This window comes from Promicromonospora kroppenstedtii, from assembly GCF_044389675.1.
Lineage (GTDB): Bacteria > Actinomycetota > Actinomycetes > Actinomycetales > Cellulomonadaceae > Promicromonospora > Promicromonospora kroppenstedtii.
In genome coordinates this window covers 577,445-601,637 of the sequence record NZ_JBIRYI010000001.1, presented here as the reverse complement: position 1 = coordinate 601,637, position 24,193 = coordinate 577,445, and the positions used below count along the sequence as shown (strand labels likewise).

At 73.4% G+C, this 24,193-nt stretch carries 23 protein-coding genes; 13 read left to right on the top strand and 10 right to left on the bottom strand.

Annotation, left to right across the window (positions count from 1 at the left end; genetic code table 11):
- Positions 1-50: 50 nt before the first annotated feature.
- On the bottom strand, positions 51-1,592 hold the full coding sequence (gene hflX / locus ACH47X_RS02690; protein WP_397401131.1) for a GTPase HflX: 1,542 nt from the start codon (positions 1,590-1,592) through the stop codon (positions 51-53).
- 180 nt (positions 1,593-1,772) lie between these two features.
- Here hflX and ACH47X_RS02685 point away from each other — a divergent pair, with 180 nt between their 5' ends.
- Positions 1,773-2,366, top strand: coding sequence for a hypothetical protein (locus tag ACH47X_RS02685; RefSeq protein ID WP_397401129.1), 594 nt, complete (start codon positions 1,773-1,775; stop codon positions 2,364-2,366).
- A 35-nt stretch (positions 2,367-2,401) separates the two neighbouring features.
- Entirely contained in the window at positions 2,402-3,001 is a 600-nt protein-coding gene (locus ACH47X_RS02680; protein WP_397401127.1) for a class I SAM-dependent methyltransferase, read from the top strand.
- A 23-nt stretch (positions 3,002-3,024) separates the two neighbouring features.
- On the opposite strand, the gene dapF is transcribed toward ACH47X_RS02680, so the two are convergent.
- The 3 genes from dapF to ACH47X_RS02665 are packed head-to-tail and all read right to left on the bottom strand — an operon-like array spanning position 3,025 to position 5,590.
- Positions 3,025-3,990 carry a diaminopimelate epimerase gene (dapF, locus tag ACH47X_RS02675; protein ID WP_142033727.1) on the bottom strand — a complete coding sequence of 322 codons (966 nt, stop codon included), beginning with the start codon at positions 3,988-3,990 and terminating at the stop codon, positions 3,025-3,027.
- A complete protein-coding gene (miaA, locus tag ACH47X_RS02670) occupies positions 3,987-4,973 on the bottom strand; it encodes a tRNA (adenosine(37)-N6)-dimethylallyltransferase MiaA (protein WP_397401125.1) in 987 nt (328 codons plus the stop codon). The genes dapF and miaA overlap by 4 nt, the downstream gene beginning before the upstream one ends.
- A gap of 29 nt (positions 4,974-5,002) precedes the next feature.
- Positions 5,003-5,590, bottom strand: a complete 588-nt coding sequence (locus ACH47X_RS02665; RefSeq protein WP_397401123.1) for a hypothetical protein — start codon at positions 5,588-5,590, stop codon at positions 5,003-5,005.
- 112 nt (positions 5,591-5,702) lie between these two features.
- On the opposite strand from ACH47X_RS02665, the gene ACH47X_RS02660 reads away from it, so the two are divergent.
- The 5 genes from ACH47X_RS02660 (at position 5,703) to ACH47X_RS02640 (ending at position 8,971) form a co-directional block, all read left to right on the top strand.
- Positions 5,703-6,302 (top strand): type III secretion system chaperone family protein, encoded by a 600-nt coding sequence (locus ACH47X_RS02660; RefSeq protein ID WP_232216120.1) that lies wholly within the window; start codon positions 5,703-5,705, stop codon positions 6,300-6,302.
- Positions 6,299-6,883 (top strand): YbjN domain-containing protein, encoded by a 585-nt coding sequence (locus tag ACH47X_RS02655; RefSeq protein ID WP_397401120.1) that lies wholly within the window; start codon positions 6,299-6,301, stop codon positions 6,881-6,883. The genes ACH47X_RS02660 and ACH47X_RS02655 overlap by 4 nt, the downstream gene beginning before the upstream one ends.
- A 117-nt stretch (positions 6,884-7,000) precedes the next feature.
- Positions 7,001-7,954, top strand: a complete 954-nt coding sequence (locus tag ACH47X_RS02650) for a WXG100 family type VII secretion target (RefSeq protein WP_397401118.1) — start codon at positions 7,001-7,003, stop codon at positions 7,952-7,954.
- Positions 7,955-8,027: 73 nt separating this feature from the next.
- Positions 8,028-8,678, top strand: coding sequence for a hypothetical protein (locus ACH47X_RS02645; RefSeq protein ID WP_397401116.1), 651 nt, complete (start codon positions 8,028-8,030; stop codon positions 8,676-8,678).
- Positions 8,675-8,971, top strand: coding sequence for a hypothetical protein (locus tag ACH47X_RS02640; RefSeq protein WP_397401114.1), 297 nt, complete (start codon positions 8,675-8,677; stop codon positions 8,969-8,971). Before ACH47X_RS02645 ends, ACH47X_RS02640 begins: the two co-directional genes overlap by 4 nt.
- Before the next feature lie 66 nt (positions 8,972-9,037).
- On the opposite strand, the gene miaB is transcribed toward ACH47X_RS02640, so the two are convergent.
- A complete protein-coding gene (gene miaB / locus ACH47X_RS02635; protein WP_397401112.1) occupies positions 9,038-10,702 on the bottom strand; it encodes a tRNA (N6-isopentenyl adenosine(37)-C2)-methylthiotransferase MiaB in 1,665 nt (554 codons plus the stop codon).
- Positions 10,703-10,840: 138 nt separating this feature from the next.
- Between miaB and ACH47X_RS02630 the strand changes: the two genes are divergently transcribed.
- From ACH47X_RS02630 to ACH47X_RS02615, 4 genes are all read left to right on the top strand, one after another.
- Positions 10,841-11,656, top strand: a complete 816-nt coding sequence (locus ACH47X_RS02630; RefSeq protein WP_245605813.1) for an amino acid ABC transporter ATP-binding protein — start codon at positions 10,841-10,843, stop codon at positions 11,654-11,656.
- 62 nt (positions 11,657-11,718) lie between these two features.
- Positions 11,719-12,564, top strand: a complete 846-nt coding sequence (locus tag ACH47X_RS02625; protein ID WP_397401109.1) for a glutamate ABC transporter substrate-binding protein — start codon at positions 11,719-11,721, stop codon at positions 12,562-12,564.
- A 141-nt stretch (positions 12,565-12,705) separates the two neighbouring features.
- Positions 12,706-13,395, top strand: a complete 690-nt coding sequence (locus ACH47X_RS02620; protein ID WP_036963836.1) for an amino acid ABC transporter permease — start codon at positions 12,706-12,708, stop codon at positions 13,393-13,395.
- On the top strand, positions 13,392-14,279 hold the full coding sequence (locus ACH47X_RS02615; protein WP_397401107.1) for an amino acid ABC transporter permease: 888 nt from the start codon (positions 13,392-13,394) through the stop codon (positions 14,277-14,279). Before ACH47X_RS02620 ends, ACH47X_RS02615 begins: the two co-directional genes overlap by 4 nt.
- Positions 14,280-14,325: 46 nt before the next feature.
- Here ACH47X_RS02615 and ACH47X_RS02610 read toward each other — a convergent pair whose 3' ends face one another.
- The 3 genes from ACH47X_RS02610 to ACH47X_RS02600 form a co-directional block, all read right to left on the bottom strand.
- Complete coding sequence (locus tag ACH47X_RS02610; RefSeq protein WP_397401105.1) at positions 14,326-14,910, bottom strand: regulatory protein RecX; 585 nt, start codon at positions 14,908-14,910, stop codon at positions 14,326-14,328.
- A 34-nt stretch (positions 14,911-14,944) separates the two neighbouring features.
- A complete protein-coding gene (recA, locus tag ACH47X_RS02605) occupies positions 14,945-16,168 on the bottom strand; it encodes a recombinase RecA (RefSeq protein ID WP_397401103.1) in 1,224 nt (407 codons plus the stop codon).
- A 250-nt stretch (positions 16,169-16,418) separates the two neighbouring features.
- Entirely contained in the window at positions 16,419-16,655 is a 237-nt protein-coding gene (locus tag ACH47X_RS02600; RefSeq protein ID WP_020016779.1) for a DUF3046 domain-containing protein, read from the bottom strand.
- A gap of 59 nt (positions 16,656-16,714) precedes the next feature.
- Between ACH47X_RS02600 and ACH47X_RS02595 the strand changes: the two genes are divergently transcribed.
- Positions 16,715-21,814, top strand: a complete 5,100-nt coding sequence (locus tag ACH47X_RS02595) for an Lhr family ATP-dependent helicase (protein WP_397401100.1) — start codon at positions 16,715-16,717, stop codon at positions 21,812-21,814.
- Here the strand turns inward: ACH47X_RS02595 and ACH47X_RS02590 are convergent.
- A complete protein-coding gene (locus tag ACH47X_RS02590) occupies positions 21,780-22,538 on the bottom strand; it encodes a DUF998 domain-containing protein (RefSeq protein WP_397401098.1) in 759 nt (252 codons plus the stop codon). The two genes, ACH47X_RS02595 and ACH47X_RS02590, sit on opposite strands and share 35 nt — an antisense overlap.
- A 211-nt stretch (positions 22,539-22,749) precedes the next feature.
- Between ACH47X_RS02590 and ACH47X_RS02585 the strand changes: the two genes are divergently transcribed.
- Positions 22,750-23,547: a DNA-formamidopyrimidine glycosylase family protein gene (locus tag ACH47X_RS02585; RefSeq protein WP_397401096.1), complete on the top strand. Its 798-nt coding sequence runs from the start codon at positions 22,750-22,752 to the stop codon at positions 23,545-23,547.
- Positions 23,548-23,650: 103 nt separating this feature from the next.
- Here the strand turns inward: ACH47X_RS02585 and ACH47X_RS02580 are convergent, their stop codons facing one another.
- Complete coding sequence (locus ACH47X_RS02580; protein WP_397401094.1) at positions 23,651-24,004, bottom strand: helix-turn-helix domain-containing protein; 354 nt, start codon at positions 24,002-24,004, stop codon at positions 23,651-23,653.
- Positions 24,005-24,193 lie beyond the last annotated feature (189 nt).

The window sequence follows — 24,193 nt, the reverse complement described above, 5'->3', positions numbered from 1 at the left end:
CACCTTCGTGGCCTGAGCGTCTGACTGGTGGTGCGGAGCCGTGCGGTCGGTCAGTGCGCGACGGCGACCTGACGCAGCTCGGTGGCGAGCTGCTCGTCCACGCGGCCGCGCAGGTGCGTGCCGGCGGCCACGTGCTCGGTGAGCTCGATGTCACCGTGCTCGTGCACGCGGTGCACCAGGTCGCCCCGGTCGTACGGGACCACCAGGTCGACCTGGACACCCGGGCGGGGCAGCTCGGCCGCGATCCGCGCGCGCAGCTCGGCGATGCCCTCGCCGGAGTGCGCGGAGACGACGGCGGTGTGCCGCTCGCGCCGCTGGATGCGCCCGACGACCGTCGGGTCGGCGACGTCGGCCTTGTTCAGCACCACGATCTCGTGGACGTCCTCGAACGCCGGGATCTCGGACAGCACCTCGCGGACCGCCGCGATCTGCCCCTCGGGGTCCGGGTGGGACGCGTCGACCACGTGCAGCAGGATGTCGGCGTCGCCGACCTCCTCCAGCGTGGACCGGAACGCCTCCACCAGCTGGTGCGGCAGGTGCCGCACGAATCCGACGGTGTCGGTGAACGTGTAGACGCGGCCGTCCTCGGTCCGGGTGCGCCGGACCGTCGGGTCCAGCGTGGCGAACAGCGCGTTCTGGACGAGCACGCCCGCGCCGGTCAGCGCGTTCAGCAGGGACGACTTGCCGGCGTTGGTGTAGCCGGCGATCGCCACCGCGGGGATCGCGTTGCGCTTGCGGCTCAGCCGCTTGGTCTCACGGGCCGGCTTCATCGCGACGATCTCGCGCCGCAGCTTGGCCATCCGGTCGCGGATGCGCCGCCGGTCCAGCTCGATCTTGGTCTCACCGGGACCGCGCGAGCCCATGCCGGCGCCCGCGCCGCCCACCTGGCCACCGGCCTGGCGGGACATCGACTCGCCCCAGCCGCGCAGGCGCGGCAGGAGGTACTCGAGCTGCGCGAGCTCGACCTGGGCCTTGCCCTCACGGGACTTGGCGTGCTGGGCGAAGATGTCCAGGATCAGCGCGGTGCGGTCGACGACCTTCACCTTGACCACGTCCTCCAGCGCACGGCGCTGGGACGGGGCGAGCTCGCTGTCGACGATCACGGTGTCCGCGCCGGTCGCGAGCACGACCTGGGCCAGCTCCAGCGCCTTGCCGGAGCCGAGGTACGTGCCGGGGTCGGGCTTCTGCCGTCGCTGCAGCAGGCCGTCCAGCACCTGGGAGCCGGCCGTCTCGGCCAGCGCCGCGAGCTCGCGCAGCGAGATCTCGGCGTCTCGGGCCGCGTGCTCGCCGCCCGAGAACAGGCCGACGAGCACCACCTTCTCCAGGCGCAGCTGCCGGTACTCGACCTCGGTGACGTCCTCGAGCTCGGTCGACAGGCCGGCCACGCGGCGCAGCGCGGTGCGCTCCTCAAGGTCCAGCTGGTCGCCGTCGGCCACGGTGTGCACCGTCTCGCCGTCGGCACGTGCGGTCCCCGCCCGAGCGAGAACCCGTGCCACGACATCGTTCGCGATCGCCTGGGCATCTGCCTGGGCCGCGCGGAGTTCGGGCGTCTCCTCTGCGGGGAGCTCGGGCTCTGTCGGGGTGTGGGTCATGTACTACCTAACTCTCGATGGTTCCTGCTCTCGTAGAACAAGGATCCCACGCCCGAAAGTCCCGCGGCCATGTCTTTCCGCCGCGGGTTCCTCGCCTGTGGATAACCAGGGCTCGCCGACGGCGGCCACTGCCAGACTTGACGGACGACACCACCACGGCACGCAGGGGACGGTACGACCATGCACGAGGCACAAGAGGGACCCGACCGGACGGGCCGCCCGTGGACCGACGAGGAGACCGCGAGGATCGTGGCCCAGGTGCGCGACGGCGCGGACGAGCGCACCGTGACCGCCCGGGCCAGGAGGTCCAGCGGCTCGGTGGTGAGCCGCCTGCGGCGGATGCTGCCGCTGGAGCACCGCTCGTGCCCGGTCGACATGGTCGTGCCCGCGCTGCGGGACCACCTGCGGGACCCGGACTACGACTGGCGCGCGGCGATGCTCCTGACGCCGCCGCCGCGGCCGGTGGTCCGCCCGCCCGAGATCGTGCGGACGGGCGTGGCCGGGCTGGCGGACGACGACCTCGTCGGCATCGCGCACAGCGTCCTGCTCGACGACCGGGCGGCCACCGCGGCCCTGCGCGAGCGGCTCGTCGGCGAGGTCCGGGAACGCGGGCTGGGCCGGGACGTCGTCGCCGCGCACGAGTCCTACCTGGCCACCCTCCGGGAACCTGCCGGGATCCGGGACGTCGACGAGTGGGTCGGCCGGTGGTCCACGGCGGTCGGGCTCGGCACCGAGCGGTACGCGGCGTACACGGGGTACGGGCCGTGGAAGTGAGGCCCCTCCACCCGGCGAGCGCCTACGATTGCGCGGTGTCCAGCGACCACTACTTCACCGCACAGCCCGCCTCGGACGACGAGCGCCGCACCCGCACCGTCCGCCTCGCCGGGCGGGAGCTGGAGGTCGAGGTGGCGTCCGGTGTCTTCTCCCCCGGCGGCGTGGACAAGGGGACGGCCGTGCTGCTGGACCACGTGCCCGCGCCCCCGGCGACAGGCGACCTGCTCGACCTGGGCTGCGGCTGGGGCCCGATCACGATCACCCTGGCACTGGAGGCCCCGGAGGCCACGGTCTGGGCCGTCGACGTCAACGAGCGCGCGCTCGACCTGGTGCGGCGCAACGCCGAGCGGCTCGGGCTGACCAACGTGCGGGCCGTGCTGCCCGACGACGTCCCGGACGACGTGCGGTTCGCCGCCTGCTGGTCCAACCCGCCGATCCGCGTGGGCAAGCAGGTGCTGCACGGGCTGCTGACCCGCTGGCTGCCCCGGCTCGGACCGGACGCCGCGGCATGGCTCGTGGTGCAGAAGAACCTGGGCTCGGACTCGCTGGCCCGCTGGATCACCGAGACGCTCGGGCTCCCGGTGGAGCGCACGACGTCGTCCAAGGGGTTCCGCGTGCTGCGGGTCGACGGCTGACCGGCTAGACCTCGCCGCTCGTGTTAGAGCGCGACCCGGCCCGAGTAGACCAGCTCCGCGGGGCCCGCGAGCTCGACGTTGCCGCCCGGCAGCACGCGCACGCGCACCTCGCCGCCCGGGACCTCGACGATCCAGGTGTCGGGCGCGCCGGCGCCGGTGGTGCCGCCCTGCCACGTGCGGACCGCGAGCGCCGCGGCGCAGGCGCCGGTGCCACAGGACGGCGTCTCGCCGACCCCGCGCTCGTGCACCCGCATGCGCAGGCGCCCGACGGCGCCGTCGGGCCCCTCCTCCTCGCCGAGCGGCACGACGAGCTCGACGTTGGTGCCGTGCGGCGGCACGGGTGCGACCTCGGGGGCGTGGTACAGCTCCAGCGAGGCGAGCTCCTCGACGCTGGCGAGGGCGACGACGGTGTGCGGGTTGCCGAGGTCGACGCTCAGGGCCGGGCGGGGCGCGGTCCAGCCGCGCACCGCGACGGCGGCGTCGTACCCGTCGGTCACGGCGGTCTCGCCTCCGGGCAGGAACCAGCGGCCCATGTCCACGGCGTACCAGCCGTTGGCCTCCTTGGTGACCCGCTTGACGCCGGCGCGCGTGCCGAGGCTGAGCGGGCCTGCGGACAGGTCGGCCAGGCCCTGCTGCTCGGCGAACGCGGCGAAGACGCGCACGCCGTTGCCGCACATCTCGGCCACGGAGCCGTCGGAGTTGCGGTAGTCCATGAACCACTCGGCCGTCGGGTCCTGGGCCAGGGCGGCCTGGGCGGACTCCTCGCCCGCACTCGCCAGGGCCGCCGTCGGGGCGAGCCGGATGACGCCGTCGCCGCCGATCCCGGCGCGCCGGTCGGCCAGCCGGCGGACGTCGGCCGGGGTGAGGTCGAGCTGCCCCTCGGGGTCCGCGATCAGCACGAAGTCGTTCTGCGTGCCGTGCCCCTTGGTGAAGGCGAGTGTGCCGGGGGTCGGGGCGGCGGGCACGGGGCTGGTCGCGGGCTGCGTCATGACCCCAGGCTACGGCGCACGGGCTCGGACCCGGCAACCGGCAGGGTCCCGGCGTCGGCGTCGGCCACGATCTGCAGGGCGTCGGCGAGCAGGTGCGGCGCGGCGGCGTCGAGCCAGTGCACACGCGGGTCGCGGCCGAACCAGCCCATCTGCTTGCGAGCCAGGCGTCGCGTGTTGGCGGTGATCGCCTCCCGCGCCCCGGCCTCGGTGGACTCGCCGCGCCACCAGGCGAGCACCTCGGCGTAGCCGACGGCACGCGCGGCGGTGACGCCGAGCCCGGGGCCGGTGCCGCCCTGCTCGGGGCTCGCCAGCCGGCGCACCTCGTCGACCAGGCCGCCGTCCCACATGCGGTCCACGCGGCTGCCGACGCGTGCGTCGAGCACCTCGCGCGAGCAGTCCAGCCCGATCTGCACGGCAGGGCGCGCGTACTCCTGGCGGGGCAGGTTGGCGGTGTAGGGGCGGCCGGTGATCTCGATGACCTCCAGCGCGCGCACGATGCGGCGGGTGTTGTGCGGTCCGATGCTCTCGGCGGCCTGCGGGTCCAGCCGCTCCAGCTCCGCGTGGAGGGCGCGCCGCCCCTCGGCCTCGGCCCGCGCCTCCAGCTGTTCCCGCACGGCCGGGTCCGTCCCGGGGAAGTCCATCTGGTCGAGCAGCGCCCGCACGTACAGCCCGGACCCGCCCACGACGACGGCACGCGCGCCGCGGCCGGCGATCGCGTCCAGGTCGGCGCGGGCGTCCCGCTGGTACCGCGCGACCGACGCGTCCTGCGCCGGGTCGAGCACGTCGAGCTGGTGGTGGGTGATGCCGCGCCGCTCGGCGGGCGGCACCTTGGCTGTGCCGACGTCCATGCCGCGGTAGAGCTGGTAGGCGTCGGCGTTGACGATCTCGGCCGGGGCTTGCTCCGTGCCCAGCGCCTGGGCCAGGTCGAGTGCGAGGTCCGACTTCCCGGTGGCGGTGGGCCCCACGACGGCGACGACTATCACCCGGCAACCTTACGGGCGGCCTCCGGTGGTCACGACAGCGTGGTCACGCGGTACCGTGCCGGCAGGTGGTCGTGCACCTGCTCGAACTCCTGGGCGGCGGCGGACCAACCGTCGGCACCCGCGGCGCGCAGCGCCACCCTGACACCGTCGGTCAGCGCGTCCGGGGCGGTCTCCAGGCCGCCGGGCGCTCCCCCGCCGGCGACGACGAGGCAGTCGGCGGCGCGCAGTGCCTCCAGGGCGCCCGCTTCCAGGGCACCGGACGACGTCGGCACCTCCAGCACCTCGACGTCCGCGGCTCGTGCTCCGAGCACGTCCGCGAGCGCCAGCAGCGCCACCGACGCGCCGGTCCCGGCGGCCGGGAGGCCCAGGGCCCAGCGCCGGCGCGCGTCGTCGGGCAACCAGCGGTCGTTGATGCCGGAACCCGCCAGGGACGGGCGCAGCCGACCGCGCCGGAGCGCGGGGCCGTGCGCGAGGACCAGCGGTACCCGGTCGCCCGCGGTGAGCCGGGCCAGCACGGCGGAAACGGCCTGCCGGACGTCCGCGAGCGGGTCGGTGCGCAGGCCAGGGACCGTCCCGGGGACGAGCAGCGGGGTCGCGGGCAGAATCACGGCGTGCACGATGGACGAAAGTAGCACCGGCCCCGGCATCCAGCGGTTCCTGGGCGATTCCACCCCCCTTTCCACGCAAAGGGCGCAGCGGGGAGAGGGGTCTGGCAGGTACTGTGGGCTGGTGAGGTTCTTCGGGTCACGACGCCGGAACACGGCGGGCGACGGCGACCGTGCGGCCACCGGCCCGCAACAGCCCGAGCCCAGGGAACTCGACGATGAGGAGCTGCGGGCGCAGGTGGAGGGCGTGCTGCTGCGTGAGCTGACGGGCGGCCTCGACGATCCCTCCTCGGTCCCCGAGCCGCTGACGCGCGACCGCGTGGTCGAGTGGCTGGGCGAGAACGGGTTCAGCTACTTCGTGGACTCCGAGGGCGACGTCGGCGGGCTGTGGCACGGCTGGCTGTTCTACTTCCTCATGGTCGGCGAGAGCAACGAGGTGCTCCAGGTGCGCGGGCAGTGGCACCGGGACCTGACCATCGAGCGGCTGGAGGAGATCCTCGAGCTGTGCAACGAGTGGAACGCCGAGCGCATCTGGCCCAAGACGTACGTCCGTGTGCGCGACAACGGCGCGGTGCTCGTCTACACCGAGGTGACGGTCGACCTGGAGCACGGCGTCACCGAGGACCAGCTCGACCAGCTGCTGCAGTGCGGGCTGACCACGGGCTCCATGTTCTTCGAACATCTCGACGAGACGTTCCCCGACCCGCTGAGGTCCGCGCCATGAGCCCGCCCCGGAGCGGAGGCGGCGCCGGCCGGTGGCTCGCGCGCCTGCTCAACCCACGTCCGCCGGCGGCCCGGCGCCCCGCGGGCGCGCAGGTCCGCACGCTCTCCAACCCGCCGGTCGAGAAGCCGCGGCCGCTGACGACGCAGCGGGTCGGGGACGACCTGTCGCGACGCGGCTACCGCTTCCGCATCGACGACGACGGCGACGTGACCGGCACCTGGGACGGCAACCGGTTCTGGTTCCTGCTGCTCGGCGAGCACGACGAGATCCTGCAGGTGCGCGGCCGCTGGGCCGGCGCGCTGCCCGCCGCGGCGCGGCTGGCGGTGCTCCAGGCGGCGAACGACTGGAACCGCGAGCGCATCTGGCCCAAGGTCTACACCCGCGAGGAGGGTGCGGGGCTGGCCCTGTACGCCGAGGTGTCGGTGGACTTCGAGCACGGCGCCACCGAGGAGCAGCTCGCCCAGACGGTGTCGTGCGGGCTGGTCACGGCCAGCCAGTTCTTCTCGACGGTGGCGTCGCTGGCCCCGCCGTCGGACGCCGACGCGGACGGTGGGACCGCGCCGGACGACCCGCCGAAGTAGGCACATCCCCCGCGAGGACCCCATGGGCACTTCTCCCCGTGGAGTTTGTTCGCCCTGTTGTCGCAGGTCAGCTACGGTCCTGAGCAGACGACGACCGAACGAGCGGCAGGGGAACCGATGGGTGAGATGTGGGGCGCTGACATCACACAGCTGCGCGCCCTGGCACGGGAGTTCGAAGGGGCCGCACAGTCGCTCGACACCACGGTCAGCGAGGTCACGTCCATGCTCTCGAGCGTGGACTGGCTGGGACCGGGCGGGGACCAGTTCCGTGAGGAGTGGGACGGGCACCATGCGCCGGCCATCCGCGGCGTCTCGGGCAGCCTGGTCGAGGTCAGGGGGATCCTGGAGCGCAACGCGGACGCGCAGGAGGAGACGAGCGGTGACTACTCCGGCGGGGACGGAGGCTGGCCCGGCGGTGACGAGCACGTCGCCCCGCCGTGGACGCAGTCCGGCGAGGACGACGGCGGCTGGCTCGAGTCTCTCACCGGCGCCATCGGTGAGGCGAGCTGGTGGGCCACCCTCGGCGGCGTGGGCCAGTTCGGCATCGACCTGGCGAGCCGGTTCGCGACGGGCGTGTGGGGTGTCGCCGACAACGTCCCGGGCGTGGGCGGCGCCATCGGCGCGGCGGGCAAGTTCTTCGCGGGCGCCTCGATCGCGTTCGGCGCCTTCCAGTTCGGCCAGGGCATCGGCTCGGGCGACTACTGGATGGCGGGCGACGGGGCGATCACGGCCGGGTTCGGCGCCGCAGGGCTGCTCGTCGCGGCGGGCCTGGTCTCCAACCCCGTGGGCTGGGCGATCCTCGGGGCGGGCGCGGCGTGGGCCGTCGCCGACCTCTTCATCGACGGCAACGTCACCGAGACGCTCTGGAACGGGGCCTCCGACGCCGCCGGCTGGGTGTGGGACACGGGCGGCGACCTGGCGAGCGGGGCGGCCGACCTGGCCGGTGATGCCCTCGACGCGGGTGGGGAGCTGCTCAGCGACGCCGGGGACGCGATCGCCGACACGGCGGGCGACGTCCTGGACGCGGGCGGCGCCCTGATCGACGGCGCGAAGGACCTGTTGCCGTGGTGACCGGCACGCGGAGCCCGTGCGACTCACCTGACCTGAGAGAATTGCGGCCGTCCGGCCCGACGAGGAGGAACCGATGACCGAGCAGAACACCACGGCCCCGGCCGGCGGCCGCGCGGACCAGACCATCGAGCTGACAGGCTTCGAGCTGCTCAGCCTGCTGTCGATCGGCGAGGGCGACTCCGCCCGCATCACCCGGGAGTCGCTGCGGCTGCCCGAGGTCCCCGAGGGCTCCGCCCTGATCGGCGCGGGCCTGAGCTCGCTCCTGGTACGCAAGCTGGCCACGGTGGACGATGCCGGGGTGCTCACCCCCCAGGGCAAGGTGCTCGCGCTGACGGCCGTGCTCAACCGTGCCACGGAGTGGATCGAGGCGGCCGGCGTCTCCGGCGAGACCAACCACGTCGGCCTCCTGGTCAAGTCTCCCGACGGCGCGGCCCTGATCGAGCCCAAGCCCTACGGCGTCTGGCAGGCGCTGCCGGTGCCCGCGGGCGACCGGCTGATCGACGTCGCCTCGCGGTACGTCCGGGCCACCTACCAGGACATCAGGACCCTGCCCTTCGCCGGGAGCATCAAGGTCATCGCGCCCGCCGGGGACCGCGCGGCGGCCGTGCGGATCGGCGAGGACAAGGCCTGGGAGATCTCCAGCGGCCCGGCGGAGCGGCTGCCCCGGCCGGTGCCCGTCGAGGCGGACCCGACGTTCGGCGTCCTCGCGAAGGCGCTCGCATGAGCGGCTCGCCGGACAGGGACCGGTGGTCCGACCGCGGCGACCCCGACATGGCCCGGCGGCTCGCGCGGATGTGGGTGTCGTTCGCGGTCATCGCCTGGGTGCTGGGCGGGATCGCGTGGCTCGCCTGGTGGGTCGCGCAGGTCGGGAACTACGAGAACAACTTTCGGGGGTTCAACGCGGGCGACGGGTTCCCGTGGATCTTCGTCGGCATCTGCGTCGTGGCGGGCATCTGGTGCCTGCCGATAGCACGGACGCAGAAGGCACGGGCCCGCTGGCTCGAGCAGAACGGCTGAGGCCCCCGTACGAGGACGGCCCCGGCACGGTGATCAGGTCACCGTGCCGGGGCCGTCCTCGTACGGTCAGCGCCGCAGCGTGGGCAGGCCCAGCGCGACCGGGCCCGACGGCGCCGGCGTGCCGTGCGCGTGCTCGTCCTCTCCCCCGCCGAGCCGCGCCTTCTCCCGCGCGGCCCAGGCGTCGCCCGACCGGGTGCGGCGCACCACGAGCCCCGTGGCGTCGGCCGGCTCGGCGATCAGGTGGTGCGGGGCAGCCCTGACGACGGTCACGGTCACCGTGTCGCCGGGGCGCGGCAGGCCCGGGGGCACGACGTCGGCAAGACGCGGGTCGTCCAGCGTCTCCGGCGCCTGTGTGAGGTCGACGCCAGGGTGGGGCACGACGTCGTCGGGCGACGTGGTGAGGCCGAAGTGCACGAGCCGGTTGTCCGCGGCGCGGCCGGACAGGCGGTGGGTCGCGCCGTCCTTGCGGCCGGAGCCCTCGGCGACCAGCACCTCGAGGGTGCGCCCGACCTGCCGGTCGGCCTCCTCGGCGCCGATGCGCTCCTGCAGGGCGAGCAGGCGCTCGAACCGCTCCTGCACCACGGCCTTGGGAAGCTGGTCGTCCATGGTCGCGGCGGGCGTGCCCGGGCGCGGCGAGTACTGGAAGATGAAGGCGGAGCTGAACCGGGACGCCTCGACCACGCGCATGGTCTCGGCGAAGTCCTCCTCGGTCTCGCCGGGGAAGCCGACGATGATGTCGGTGGTGATGGCGGCGTCGGGCATCGCGGCGCGGACCCGCTCCAGGATGCCGAGGAACTTCTCCGAGCGGTACGAGCGGCGCATCGCGCGCAGGATCCGGTCGGAGCCGGACTGCAGCGGCATGTGCAGCTGCGGCATCACGTTCGGGGTCTCGGCCATCGCGGCGATGACGTCGTCGGTGAAGGCGGCCGGGTGCGGGGACGTGAACCGCACGCGCTCCAGGCCCTCGATCTGCCCGCAGGCCCGCAGCAGCTTGGCGAACGCACCGCGGTCGCCGAACTCGACGCCGTAGCTGTTCACGTTCTGGCCCAGCAGGGTCACCTCGATGGCGCCGGCGGCCACGAGGGCCTCGACCTCGGCGAGGATCTCCCCCGGACGACGGTCGCGCTCCTTGCCGCGCAGATGCGGCACGATGCAGAAGGTGCAGGTGTTGTTGCAGCCCACCGAGATGCTCACCCACCCGGCGTAGACCGACTCACGCTTGGTCGGCAGCGTGGACGGGAAGACCTGGAGGGACTCCGCGATCTCCACCTGGGCGGCCTCGTTGTGCCGGGCGCGCTCCAGCAGCACCGGCAGGGCGTCGAGGTTGTGGGTGCCGAAGACGACGTCCACCCACGGGGCCTTCGCGACGATGTCGCCGCGGTCCTTCTGCGCCAGACAGCCCCCGACGGCGATCTGCATGCCGGGCCGCGTCGCCTTGATCCCCGCGAGCTGGCCGAGGTTGCCGTACAGCTTGTTGGCCGCGTTCTCGCGCACGGCGCACGTGTTGATCACGACGACGTCGGCGGCGTTCGCGGCCTCGTCCTGGCTGGACGCGCGCGTGTAGCCGGCCTGCTCGAGCATGCCGGCCATGTGCTCCGAGTCGTGCACGTTCATCTGGCACCCGAGGGTGCGGACCATGTAGGTGCGGGGCGCCTCGGGCGCCTCGTCACGGACGGCGGTGTCGGTCGCGGCGGCGTCGGGCAGGGCTGAGGGGAGGGCGGTCGTGGACATCGTCCCCGATTTTACGACCCCTTTCGAGGCCCGCCGAACGGTTGATCCGGGCATATAACGGGCATCTGTTACCGAAACGTTGTGCAGTGATGACCGGTCGACTTGGTCCTTGAAACATCGGATCGTTAGGTTCAAGGGATGGACCAGAGCACCTCGACCACCGGCCAACCGGCGGCCGACAACACCGTGGACGCTCCGACGTCGGACCGCGCCCTCGGGGCGCCCCTCGTCGAGCTGAAGAGCGTGAACAAGCACTTCGGCGCGCTGCACGTGCTGCAGGACATCGACCTCACCGTCCGCAAGGGCGAGGTGCTGGTCGTGATCGGCCCGTCCGGGTCCGGCAAGTCCACGCTGTGCCGGGCGATCAACCGTCTGGAGACCATCGACGACGGCACCATCACGGTCGACGGCAAGACCCTGCCCGAGGAGGGCAAGGCCCTCGCGCAGCTCCGCGCCGAGGTCGGGATGGTCTTCCAGTCGTTCAACCTGTTCGCGCACAAGACCGTGCTCGACAACGTCACCCTCGGGCCGCGCAAGGTCCGCGGGCTGAACAAGAAGGACGCGGAGGAGCAGGCCCGCAAGCTGCTCGACCGCGTGGGCGTCGGCAACCAGGCGGGCAAGATGCCCGCCCAGCTCTCCGGCGGCCAGCAGCAGCGTGTCGCGATCGCGCGCGCCCTGGCGATGCAGCCCAAGGTGATGCTGTTCGACGAGCCGACGTCGGCCCTCGACCCCGAGATGGTCAACGAGGTGCTCGACGCGATGGTCGCGCTCGCCCAGGAGGGCATGACGATGATCGTCGTGACCCACGAGATGGGCTTCGCCCGGAAGGCCGCCGACCGCGTGGTCTTCATGGCGGACGGGCAGATCGTCGAGGAGGCTGCCCCCGAGGAGTTCTTCACGGCGCCCAAGAGCGAGCGGGCGCGTGACTTCCTGTCCAAGATCCTGACCCACTGATCTTTCACTGACTGATCTCAGCCAAGGGGTCCTACCCGGACCCGAACTACCGAAGGGGAATCATGCGCAAGCACACCATGGGGCTGCTGGCGATGGCCGCCGCGTCCACCCTCGCGCTCTCGGCCTGCGGCGGAGCCGAGGTCGGCGGCGAGCCCGAGGGCGGCGCGTCCGAGGGCGGCGACGGCATCACCATCGGCATCAAGTACGACCAGCCGGGCCTCGGCCTGCAGGACGGTGCCGAGTACACCGGGTTCGACGTCGACGTCGCCCGCTACGTCGCGAACGAGCTGGGTTACAGCGAGGACCAGATCACCTTCAAGGAGACGCCCTCCGCCAACCGCGAGAGCATGCTCCAGAACGGTGACGTGGACATGATCTTCGCGACGTACTCGATCACGGACGAGCGCAAGGAGGTCATCGACTTCGCCGGACCGTACTTCGTCGCCGGTCAGGACCTCCTCGTCGCCGCCGACAACACCGACATCACCGGCCCGCAGGACCTGGAGGGCAAGAACCTCTGCTCGGTCACCGGCTCGACGTCGGCAGAGAAGATCAAGACGGACTACGCCGAGGGCGTGCAGCTCCTGGAGCGCCCGGGCTACGCCGAGTGCGTCACCGCACTGGCCGCCGGCCAGGTCGACGCCGTCACGACCGACGACATCATCCTCGCCGGTCTCTCCGCCGCCAACGGCGACGGCAACCTCAAGGTCGTCGGCGCGCCGTTCTCCGAAGAGCGGTACGGCGTGGGCCTGCCCAAGGGCTCGGACCGGTGCGAGGACATCAACGCGGCGATCACCAAGATGATCGACGACGGTACGTGGGAGGAGCTCGTCGCCGCCAACACCGAGGGCGCCGACTACACCCCGAACGCGGACCTGAACCCGCCGACGCCGGACGCCTGCGCCTGACGTCTCCTTCGCAGTGCACCGGGATCGCGTCCGCCGAGCGAGACGCGATCCCGGTTCGCTGCGGGGCGGCATCCCGCCGTCCGCGACTGTGACCTACCGGGGCGCGCCGACCAGGGCCGCGCCTCTCCCGAAAGGTGACCCGTGAACGACTATCTGTCAGGGCTCGGCGCGCTCCTGCAGCAGTACGACGTGCTCGGAGCGTTCTGGACCAACATCCAGCTCACGTTCTGGGGCGCGCTGATCGCGCTGGCGCTCGGCACTCTGCTCGCGCTCATGCGGATCTCCCCCATCGCGTCGCTGCGCTGGGCCGGCGCCACGTACGTGAGCATCTTCCGCAACACCCCGCTGACCATCATCATGACCTTCATGGTCATGGGCGTGTGGACCGCGCTCCAGATCCAGCTCGCCGACAACTTCGAGGACAACTTCTTCCGCCTCGCCGTCGTCGGCCTGGCCGTCTACCACGCGGCGTTCGTCTGCGAGGCGATCCGCTCCGGCGTGAACACGGTCCCGCTGGGCCAGGCCGAGGCCGCCCGTGCGATCGGCCTGTCGTTCCTGCCGGCCGCGCGCCTGATCATCCTCCCGCAGGCGTTCCGCGGCGCCACCGCCCCGCTGGGCAACACCCTCATCGCGCTGCTGAAGAACTCGACCGTGGCCGCGGCGGCCAGCGTCTCCTGGGAGACCTCCTCCACGATGAAGACCATGATCGAGTTCAACCCCAACTATCTCTGGGAGATCTTCGCGGTGTTCGCGATCGGCTACGTCATCCTGGTGATCCCCATCGGACTGCTGACGACCTGGCTGTCCCGGCGTCTGGCGGTGAAGCGATGAGCGCCTCGGTACTCTTCGACGCTCCCGGGCCCCGGGCGCGGAGCTGGACCCTTGTCGGCAACATCGTCGGCGCGCTGGTCGTGCTCGCGGTGGCCGCGTGGGTGCTGGTCCAGCTCGACAGCAAGGGCCAGCTGGAGCCCCAGCTCTGGGCGGACGCCGTCTCCGCCCGCACCTGGCAGTACTACCTGATCCCGGGTCTGCTCAACACGCTGCGGGCGGCGGCGTTCGCGATCGTGGGCTCGATCGTCTTCGGCCTCGTCTTCGGCACGGGCCGGCTGTCGCAGATAGGCCTCGTGCGCGGGGTGAGCGGCACCGTCGTCGAGTTCTTCCGGGCCGTCCCCGTGCTGCTCATGATGGTGTTCTTCTACGGCCTGTTCGGGCAGCTGCTGCCCGGGGTGAGCGACAAGGCGTTCCTCGCCGTCGTGGTCGCGCTCATCCTGTACAACGGCTCCGTGATCGCGGAGCTGGTGCGGTCGGGCGTGGGGAACCTGCCCCGCGGACAGGGTGAGGCCGGGCTCGCGATCGGCCTGACGCCGGGTCAGACGCTGCGCTCCGTCCAACTGCCCCAGGCTCTGGTGGCCATGCTGCCCGCGATGGTGTCGCAGATCGTCGTGGTCCTGAAGGACTCGGCCCTCGGCCAGCTCATCGGCTACCAGGAGCTGCTGCGCACCGGACAGATCGTCTACTCGGCCGACGGCAACCCGCTGCAGGTGCTGACGGTCGTGGCCGTGGTGTTCATCGTGCTGAACCTGCTGCTCACGGTGGTGGCACACCAGCTGTCCCGGCTGCTGTCGAGCCGCACGGCCGGGCAGACCATCGAGGGCACCGGCATCGGCAACCCGACCGCGGTGGCGGCCGGCGCCGGCGGGCCCGACAAGATCTGACGCGACGCCCCGCCGGACCAGGTCCGGCGGGGCGTCGTCCTCGGGCTCAGTCCTCGGCGTAGCCGAGGTCGTCCGTCTCCTCGCCCTCCGCGGCCAGCGCGTCACGGACAAGCTCGAAGGCCAGGCCGGGCGCGTAGCCCTTGCGCGCGAGGGAGCCGACGGCGCGGCGCACCCGCACCTGGCGCTCCAGGCTGCGTGTGCGGGTGACGAGCTTGGTGGCGAGCCTCGCGCCCGCGGCCCGCTCGTCGTCCGGGTCGAGCTGGTCCAGGGCCTCGACGGCGGTGTCCTCGTCGATGCCCCGCCGGCGCAGCTCCGCGGCGATGCCGCGACGGGCCAGCCCGCGCTCGGTGTGCCGGGTGCGCACGATGGTCTCGGCGTACGTCGCGTCGTCCACCAGGCCCACCTCACCGAACCGGTCGAGCACCTGGACGACGACGTCCTCCGGGTAGCCCTTGCGAGCCAGCGACTGCTCGAGCTCGCGGCGGGACTTCTGCGCCGCCGTCAGGATCCGGAGGACGACCTCGCGGGTCTTCTCGACGGCGTCGTCCCGGCTGATCTCGCCGGCCTCCAGGCGCTCCGCCACGGTGCGCCGCGGTACCCGGGCGGCCGGACGGCCCCGACGCTTCCCCACGCCGGGACCGTCCGATGGATCACCGTACTGCACGTCAGAACGGTGCCTTCTCGGCGGCTGCCTCCGCCTTGGCGGCGGTGCTCTTGGCCGCCGTCGTCTTCGTGGCGGTCTTCGCCCGTGTGGTGGTCGACTTCGTGGCCTTGGCGGTGGTGGTCGTCCGCGAGGGCGAGCTGGCCGCCGCGACGGTGCCCGTGGGCCCGTCGCCCTCCGTCGCCGACGGGAGCGGGGCGCCCGCGGCCGGGTCCGCCGGGGCGTCGACCTTCGGACCGACGCCCAGCTTCTCCTTGACGCGCTTCTCGATGTCGTTGGCGAGGTCCGGGTTGTCGCGCAGGAAGGACCGCGCGTTCTCCTTGCCCTGGCCGAGCTGGTCGCCCTCGTAGGTGAACCACGAGCCGGACTTGCGCACGAAGCCGTGCTCCACGCCCATGTCGATGAGCCCGCCCTCGCGGGAGATGCCCACCCCGTACAGGATGTCGAACTCCGCCTGCTTGAACGGCGGCGCCATCTTGTTCTTGACGACCTTGACGCGGGTACGGTTACCGACCGCGTCCGTACCCTCCTTGAGGGTCTCGATGCGCCGGATGTCGAGGCGGACCGAGGCGTAGAACTTCAGCGCCTTGCCACCGGTGGTGGTCTCGGGCGAGCCGAAGAACACACCGATCTTCTCGCGGAGCTGGTTGATGAAGATCGCGGTGGTGCCGGACGCGCTGAGCGCACCGGTGATCTTGCGCAGGGCCTGGGACATCAGGCGGGCCTGGAGACCCACGTGGCTGTCACCCATCTCGCCCTCGATCTCGGCCTTCGGCGTCAGGGCCGCGACGGAGTCGATGACGATGATGTCGAGCGCGCCGGAGCGGATCAGCATGTCCGTGATCTCCAGGGCCTGCTCACCGGTGTCCGGCTGCGAGACCAGGAGGGCGTCGGTGTCGACGCCGAGCTTCTTGGCGTACTCCGGGTCGAGCGCGTGCTCCGCGTCGATGAACGCCGCGATGCCCCCTTGGCGCTGGGCGTTGGCCACCGCGTGCAGCGCGATGGTCGTCTTGCCCGAGGACTCGGGACCGTAGACCTCCACGATGCGGCCACGGGGCAGACCCCCGATGCCGAGCGCGACGTCCAGGGCGATCGAACCGGTGGGGACCACCTCGATGGGCGCGCGGGTCTCTTCGCCGAGGCGCATGACCGAGCCCTTGCCGAAGTTACGGTCGATCTGTGCGAGGGCCGCCTCAAGGGCCTTTTCGCGGTCTGCTGGTGCGGGCATGTGCAACACCTTCGGTTTCGGGGCGCTGTGTGCGCCGACATGGATGGCTCTGTACGTCGTTGCCGACCGTACGCGGAGCCACTGACACGGACGCCTGCTCCGGCCACCGCCTGTGGACGACGTTCCGGAATCCGTGCCTGTGGTCAAAGTCTAGCCGAACGCGTGTTCGAGGCAAGGCAGGACACACCGGTGTGTCGCGGGACATCTCGGCGAGCCCGGGTCGGACTGCCGACAAGGCGGTGGCGGGCGGTCAGCGACGCGGCGGAGGCGCCTGCCGGTACTTGTCGGTGCCCCACCGGTCGGCGTCCGGCACGTCCAGCGCGTCGCACAGCGCGTGCCACACGTCACGCGGCTCGTCGCCGTCCTCCAGGGCCGCCGCAGGAGTCCGCCCGTCCAGCGTCGGGAGCACCTGCTCGCGCGCCAGGGCCCGCCCGTAGGCAGGACCGAAGACCTCGTCGACCAGCTGCCAGAAATCCCGTTCGCGCACCCGTCAACCCTACGACGCCGGCAGACCTCCCCCGGCCCGTGTCAGTGGTCGGGGACACAATGGGGACCATGCCCACGCCCGACGACCCGCTCTCCCGGTTCGGCCCGGCCACCCGTACCTGGTTCACGGGTGCGTTCGCCCAGCCCACCCCCGCCCAGGCCGGCGCGTGGGACGCCGTGTCGCGCGACCAGCACGCGCTCGTGGTGGCGCCGACCGGGTCGGGCAAGACGCTCGCGGCGTTCCTCTGGTCGATCGACCGCATCATGTCGGCGCCGCCGCCCGAGGACCGGGCGCACCGCTGCCGGGTGCTGTACGTCTCGCCGCTGAAGGCCCTGGCCGCGGACGTCCAGCGCAACCTGCGCTCCCCGCTGACGGGTATCCGGCAGGCCGCGGCCCGGGAGGGCATCGAGGTCCCCGAGGTCACCGTCGGCATGCGCACGGGCGACACGCCCGCGAGCGAGCGGCGCGCGTTCGCCACGCGCCCGCCGGACATCCTGGTCACCACGCCGGAGTCCCTCTTCCTCATCCTCACCTCCTCGGCCCGCGCCGGGCTCGCGGGCGTCGAGACCGTGGTGCTCGACGAGATCCACGCCGTGGCGGGCACCAAGCGTGGCGCCCACCTGGCGCTGAGCCTGGAGCGCCTCGACGCCCTCCTCGAGCGGCCCGCGCAGCGCATCGGACTGTCCGCCACGGTGCGCCCGGTCGAGGCCGTCTCGCAGTTCCTCGGCGGCGGCCGCACCGGACCCGCCGCACGCGAGGTCGTCGTCGTGCAGCCGCCGTCACACAAGGAATGGGCCATCGACGTGGTGGTGCCCGTGCCGGACCTCGCCGACCTGGGCAGCGCGCCCGGCCCCGGCGTCCCCGACCCGGGCGACCCCGGCGGCCGGGCCACGGGCGACGACGAGCTCGACCTGTCGGGCGAGGCGACCCGGCCCGTGCGCAAGGCCTCGGTGTGGCCGCACGTCGAGGAGCGCGTGGTCGACCTCGTGGCGGACCACACCTCGACCATCGTCTTCACCAACAACCGGCGCGGCGCCGAGCGGCTGACCGCCCGCATGAACGAGGTCTGGGCCCAGCGCCAGGGCCTCGACGTCGCGGACCCCGCCAGCACGTGGGCCGCCCTCGTCCCGGGCCAGTCGGGCACCTCCGCCGGCATACCCCGGCCCGTGCCGGGCGAGCGCGGCCTGCCGGAGGCGGTCCCAGGCACGCCCGAGCCGCAGGCCGACGTCGTCCTGGCCCGCGCCCACCACGGTTCCATGAGCCGCGCCGAGCGCACCCGCACCGAGACGGAGCTGAAGGAGGGCCGGCTGCCCGCCGTGGTCGCCACCTCCTCCCTGGAGCTCGGCATCGACATGGGCGCGGTGGACCTGGTGGTCCAGGTGGGCGCGCCGCCGTCGGTCGCGAGCGGGCTGCAGCGGATCGGCCGCGCCGGCCACCAGGTGGGCGCCGTGTCCAAGGGCGTGGTCTTCCCGATGTTCCGGGGCGACCTCGTGCCGGCCACGGTCATCGCGCAGCGCATGCGCGCGGGCGCCATCGAGCACATGCACGTCCCCGCCAACCCGCTGGACGTGCTGGCGCAGCAGGTGGTGGCCGCGCTCGCCGTCGACGAGTGGGACGAGGCCGAGCTCCTCGCACTGGTCCGGCGCGCCGCACCGTTCGCGCACCTGGGCGACGCCACCTGGCGCGCGGTGCTCGACATGCTCGCCGGCCGCTATCCCAGCGAGGACTTCGCCGAGCTGCGCGCGCGCATCACCTGGGACCGTGCCACGGGCATGCTCCGCGGCCGCCCCGGCGCGCTCCGCCTCGCCGCCACGAGCGGCGGCACCATCCCCGACAAGGGCGCCTACGGCGTCTTCCTCGCCACGGACGCGCCCGACGGCGGGACGCTCGCCGACAGCGTCGGCGGCTCGTCCGGCACCGGCCGGGCCCGCGGCGGCAAGCGCGTGGGCGAGCTCGACGAGGAGATGGTCTACGAGTCCCGCGTGGGCGACACGTTCACGCTGGGGTCGAGCACCTGGCGCATCCAGGAGATCACCACCGACCGGGTGCTGGTCACCCCGGCACCCGGTCTGCCCGGCCGCCTGCCGTTCTGGAAGGGCGACGCCCCGGGCCGCCCGGCGGAGCTCGGCAGGGCGGTGGGCGCGTTCGTCCGAGAGGCCGACGCCGCTCTGGCCGACGACGTCGACGCCGGCCGCAAGCACCTGCGCGAGGCCGGGCTCGACGACTGGGCGGCGGACAACCTCGCCGCCTACCTGTCCGAGCAGCGGCTGGGCACGGGGCGCGTGCCGGACGACCGGACGGTCGTGGTCGAGCGGTTCCGCGACGAGCTGGGCGACTGGCGGGTCGTGATCCACTCGCCGCTCGGTGCCCGTGTGCACGCCCCGTGGGCCCTGGTGATCAGCGCCCGGCTCCGGGCCCGGTTCGGCCTGGACGTGGCCGCCATGCACTCGGACGACGGGATCGTGCTGCGCCTGCCCGACTCCGGCGGCGGCTGGGACGGCGACCCGTGGGACGTGGGCACGGACCTGACGGGGTCCGGCGCCGACGACGGGGTCCCCACCCCGCCGGTGACCGAGCCCGGCGACGGCGAGCCCCGGCACGTCCCGGGCCGGGTCACGCTCGAGGACCTGCTGCTGGACCCCGACGAGGTGCTCGGCGCCGTCCGCGACGAGCTGGGCTCCTCGGTCATGTTCGCCGCGCGGTTCCGCGAGGCGGCGGCGCGCGCCCTGCTGCTCCCCCGGCGCCGGCCGGACCGGCGGCAGCCGCTGTGGCAGCAGCGCCAGCGCTCGGCCCAGCTGCTGGAGGTCGCGAGCCAGTTCCCGGACTTCCCGATCGTGCTGGAGGCGGCCCGCGAGTGCCTTCAGGACGACTTCGACGTGGCTGCCCTGACCGAGCTGATGCGCGAGATCGGCTCGGGCGGCGTGCGCGTGGTCGAGGTGACGACCCCGACGCCGTCGCCGTTCGCGCAGTCGCTCCTGTTCGGCTACACCGCCCAGTTCCTGTACGACGGCGACGCCCCGCTGGCCGAACGCCGGGCGGCCGCCCTGTCGCTCGACCCGGAGCTGCTCGCCGAGCTCCTCGGGGAACAGGGCTCCGCCGACCTGGCCGACCTGCTCGACCCCGGCGCCGTGGAGCGCACCGAGGCCGAGCTCGCCGGGCTCGCCCCCGACCGGCAGGCCCGGGACGCCGAGGGTCTGTGGGACCTGCTGCGCCGCACCGGCCCACACCCGCTGGAGGCCCTGGAGGCGCGTACGCGCGAGGAGGCCCGGCACGCCGTCGCCCACTGGCTGGAGGAGCTGGAGACCACGCGCCGCGTGATCCGGGTCCGGTTCGCCGGCCAGGAGCAGTGGGCGGTCGCCGAGGACGCCGGCCGGCTGCGCGACGCGCTCGGCGTGGCCCTGCCGGTGGGCATCCCGGAGACGTTCACCGAGCTGGTCCCCGACCCGCTCGGCGACCTGCTGCGGCGGCATGCCCGCACGCACGGGCCGTTCGGCGCCGCCGCGCCGGCCCAGCGGTTCGGGCTGGGTGTCGCCGTGGTCGCGCACGGCCTGGCCCGGCTGGAGGCCGACGGCGCCCTCGCACGCGGGCGGCTGCGGCCGGGCGCGCTCGGCGGCACGGGCGACGAGTGGTGCGACCCCGGCGTGCTGCGTCTGCTCCGCCGCCGTTCGCTGGCTGTCCTGCGGGCCGAGGTCGAGCCCGTGGAGCAGGAGGCACTGGGCACCTTCCTGCCCCGCTGGCAGAACGTCTCCACGGGGCTGCTGCGCGGCGCCGACGGGCTGGTGCAGGCGATCGAGCAGCTCGCGGGGGCCGCGGTCCCGGCGTCGGCGCTGGAGACCCTGGTCCTGCCCGCCCGCGTGACCGACTACTCCCCCGCGCTGCTCGACGAGCTGACCGTCACGGGCGAGGTGCTGTGGGCCGGGCACTCCCGGCTGCCCGGGTCGGGCGGCGGGGACGGCCTGGTCTCCCTGCACCTGGCCGACGGCGCCGCGCTCACCCTGCCCGCGCTCGCACCGGTCGAGGAGGAGAGCCCGCTCGACTCCGACCTGCACCGCGCGGTGCTCGACCTGCTGACCGGGTCGGGCGGCTTCTTCCTGCCCCGGGTCGCCGAGCTCACCTCGGCCGAGCCCGACGCCGTGCTCGAGGTGCTCTGGGACCTCGTCTGGGCCGGCCAGGTCACCAACGACGGGCTCGGCGCGCTCCGCGACCGGGTCAGCGGCGGCGGCGCCCACCGGGCGCCCCGGACCGCCGCGCGGGCCCGGCCGGTGCGGCGCTCCCGGTTCGCCGTGTCCCCCGGCCGCCCCGCCTCGGCGCCGCGAGCCGGCGCCTCGACCGTGGGCGGCAGCGGGCGCTGGGCGGCCCTGCCGCTGCGGGAGCCCGACCCCACGCTGCGCGCCCACGCGCTGACCCAGGTGCTGCTCGAACGGCACGGGGTGCTGACCCGGTCGGCCGCGGCGGCGGAGGGCGTCGGAGCCGGCTACCGCGACGTCTACCGCGTACTGTCCGGCCTGGAGGAGCGCGGCGCCGTGCGCCGTGGGTACTTCGTGGAGCACCTCGGCGGGTCGCAGTTCGCCCTGCCCGGCGCCGTCGACCGGCTGCGCGTGGACGCGACCGACCGTTCGCGGATCGTCGAGGCGGAGCTGGAGGTCGCGGAGCGGACCGCGACCGTGGCGACCGGCACGGGCGCGAACAGCACGGGCGGCGCCGTCGTGCTCGCCGCCATGGACCCCGCCAACCCCTACGGGGCCGCGCTCGCGTGGCCGGCCGCCGCGTCGTCCGAGGCAGCCGGGCAGCCGACCCGACAGCCGTCGGACCCAGCCCCGGCAACGGACGACGGAACACCCGGCGGCCGCCATGTCACCGCCCACCGCCCCGGCCGCAAGGCCGGGGCCGTCGTCGTGCTCACCCACGGCGACCTGACCCTGTTCGTGGAACGCGGCGGGCGCACGGTGCTGTCGTTCACGCAGCAGCCCGCGCGGCTCGCGGCGGCCGCCGCCGCCCTGGCCAGGACGGTCCGCGAGGGCCGGCTCGGGCGGCTGGTGGTCCAGCGGGTCGACGGCCTGCCCGCGCTGGAGGCCGCGCGCCACCACCCGGCGGCGCGGGCCCTCGTCGAGGCCGGTTTCGCGGTCACTCCACGTGGTCTGCGGATCTCGGTCCGCTGAGCGCCAGGCTCGGGCCGGGGCCGTCGAGAGCGGCGAGCGGGTCGGGCTGCCCGTCCGGTCCCTCGCGGTCGATGGTGGCCGCGAGCAGGAACAGGTAGCCGATCATGATGACGAAGCCCACGCGCTCGATGAGACCGAAGGCGGCGATGCCCGAGTCGGCGAGGTAGACGAGCGAGAGGTGGATCACGAGGAACAGCGCGACCATGATCCCCAGCGCCCGGGCGGCCGACCGCAGGGAGCGCGGCAGCGAGGACCGGGGCCGGACGATCGAGCGCTCCAGGCTCAGCCCGACGACGGGCAGCACGCAGAACGCCGTGGCGGCGCTGACCCGGTGGATGATCGCCGACATCGAGGCCTCCGTCCCCGGCGGATCGGTGGGAAACGCGCCGACCAGCACCATCGCGACGGCGAAGACGATCATCGCGGCGGCGGGCACCGGGCCGACCGCCAGCCCCGTGCGATACATCCGCACGGTGAGGATCAGTCCGAGCACGGCCAGGATCACCCCGCCCGCGAGGATCATCTCGCCGCCGCCGGGCACGAAGGCGTACCAGCTGATCGGGTCGAGCACCGGGTCCACGACCGAGGCGCCCACCACGTGCGCGGCGATCATCGGCAGCAGTGCGGTGGCGCCGAACCAGCTCACGGTGCGGGTATTGCGGGGATCAGGGGAGGCCATCGACTGGTCTGGGTGTCCGCCCAGGTCAGCGGCTACTACGGTCATGGGACAAGAGTGGTGTGACCGGCGGCGGAAAGCCATCCGGTTTACCCCCGGTCACGCCCTGAACGGCACTCGGGGCCATCCCTGACCGCCCCGTGGGTGACCGGACCCCTGGAACGGGGCCGATCTGGTTCACATGGGTGATATGCCGCTTGTGCCGCCTTCTCGGACCGGGCGCACACTACGCTGAAACCCCACGACGAGGGGAGCGGCCGTGCCCGAGGGGGATGTCCTGCGTCTCACCGCCGAGCGGCTGACCGTCGCACTGCGCGGCCTGCCGCTGGTCCGCGCGGAGCTGCGCTGGCCCAGCGCCGGGGCCGCGCGCCTGACCGGCGCCACCGCGCTGGAGACCAGCGCGTACGGCAAGCACCTGCTCACCCGGCTCGACGACGGCAGGACCCTGCACACGCACCTGCGGATGGACGGCTACTGGCGGGTGCACCGGACGGGATCCCGGGAGGCCACGGCCCGGCACCCGGCGGTCCGGGCCGTGCTCGCGACCGATGCCTGGACCGCCATCGGCTGGCACCTCGGGATGCTCGACCTGCTGCGCACCCACGACGAGAACCGGATCCTGAACGGCCTGGGGCCGGACGTGCTGGGCAACGACTTCCCCACCGTCGGGCTGGCCGACGGCGTGGCGCGGCTCGTGCGGGAGCCCGGCCGGCCCCTGTGCGCCACGCTGCTGGACCAGCGCACGGTAGCGGGCCTGGGCACCATCTGGATGGCGGAGTCCCTGTTCGCGCGACGCCTGTGGCCGTGGCTGCCGGCGGGCTCCCTGCCGCAGGGCGAGCGGGTGCTCCTGCTGCGCACCGCCCGGCGGCTCATGGAGCGCAGCGTGGCCGTCGGCCGGGCGCGCGGGCTGGGCGCTGTCGAGATGCACGTGCACGGCCGCACGGGCCGGCCGTGCCATCGGTGCGGCACTCCGATCGCCGTCGGGACGGCCAACGAGAAACCCTACGAGCGGCCCGTCTACTGGTGCCCCACCTGCCAGGCACCGGGCCCGGAGTGACGCCTGCGCCCCTCCGGAGGACAGGCCGGCGGAGACATGACGAGGGCGGAGCACCAGGTGCTCCGCCCTCGTCGTAAGGCGCTGCTCGCAGGCAGCTGCCAGGTCAGCCCACCGGCGCCAGGTCGGACTGCGCGACGTCCCGCCGCGCTGCGGTCCGCTCGCCTCCCCTGGCCAGCAGCCCGGCGACGAAGTCCGCCGGGATCGTGTCCGGGATCTGGAATCCTTCGGCAACCGCCACGCGGTCGCTCACCTCACGCAGCACCAAGGACAGTGGCACGTCGAGCGCTTCGCAGATGGAACCCAGAAGTTCGGACGATGCCTCCTTCTGCCCTCGCTCCACCTCGCTGAGGTAACCCAGCGACACCCGCGCCGCCGACGACACCTCGCGGAGGGTGCGCCCCTGACGCTGCCGCGTGTCTCGCAGCACGTCTCCGATTTCTCGCCGTAGTACGACCATCTCGCGCCCCCTTTCAGTGCCTGTCCCTGTCCTCACGCCCTGTCCTGGTTGGACTGGCCGTGCCTTGCGTGTGGTACGTCCCCCGGGTGCGGAGGTCGTTCTACCGTACCCCGCGCTCGAAGAGTTCTTGCGCCGGCCCCGAGTGGTCGGCTTGTTCGTGATCACACCGGGACCAACGCCGCTGGTATG

Bases quoted from the DNA above. Each gene is read 5' to 3' on its own strand.
- ACH47X_RS02630 (WP_245605813.1), top strand. From the start codon at position 10,841: ATGGACCAGAGCACCTCGACCACCGGCCAACCGGCGGCCGACAACACC.
- ACH47X_RS02655 (WP_397401120.1), top strand. From the start codon at position 6,299: ATGAGCCCGCCCCGGAGCGGAGGCGGCGCCGGCCGGTGGCTCGCGCGC.
- dapF (WP_142033727.1), bottom strand. From the start codon at position 3,990: ATGACGCAGCCCGCGACCAGCCCCGTGCCCGCCGCCCCGACCCCCGGC.
- ACH47X_RS02625 (WP_397401109.1), top strand. From the start codon at position 11,719: ATGCGCAAGCACACCATGGGGCTGCTGGCGATGGCCGCCGCGTCCACC.
- miaB (WP_397401112.1), bottom strand. From the start codon at position 10,702: ATGTCCACGACCGCCCTCCCCTCAGCCCTGCCCGACGCCGCCGCGACC.
- ACH47X_RS02615 (WP_397401107.1), top strand. From the start codon at position 13,392: ATGAGCGCCTCGGTACTCTTCGACGCTCCCGGGCCCCGGGCGCGGAGC.
- ACH47X_RS02640 (WP_397401114.1), top strand. From the start codon at position 8,675: ATGAGCGGCTCGCCGGACAGGGACCGGTGGTCCGACCGCGGCGACCCC.
- ACH47X_RS02595 (WP_397401100.1), top strand. From the start codon at position 16,715: ATGGGGACCATGCCCACGCCCGACGACCCGCTCTCCCGGTTCGGCCCG.
- hflX (WP_397401131.1), bottom strand. From the start codon at position 1,592: ATGACCCACACCCCGACAGAGCCCGAGCTCCCCGCAGAGGAGACGCCC.
- ACH47X_RS02685 (WP_397401129.1), top strand. From the start codon at position 1,773: ATGCACGAGGCACAAGAGGGACCCGACCGGACGGGCCGCCCGTGGACC.
- ACH47X_RS02580 (WP_397401094.1), bottom strand. From the start codon at position 24,004: ATGGTCGTACTACGGCGAGAAATCGGAGACGTGCTGCGAGACACGCGG.
- recA (WP_397401103.1), bottom strand. From the start codon at position 16,168: ATGCCCGCACCAGCAGACCGCGAAAAGGCCCTTGAGGCGGCCCTCGCA.
- ACH47X_RS02645 (WP_397401116.1), top strand. From the start codon at position 8,028: ATGACCGAGCAGAACACCACGGCCCCGGCCGGCGGCCGCGCGGACCAG.
- ACH47X_RS02590 (WP_397401098.1), bottom strand. From the start codon at position 22,538: ATGACCGTAGTAGCCGCTGACCTGGGCGGACACCCAGACCAGTCGATG.
- ACH47X_RS02650 (WP_397401118.1), top strand. From the start codon at position 7,001: ATGGGTGAGATGTGGGGCGCTGACATCACACAGCTGCGCGCCCTGGCA.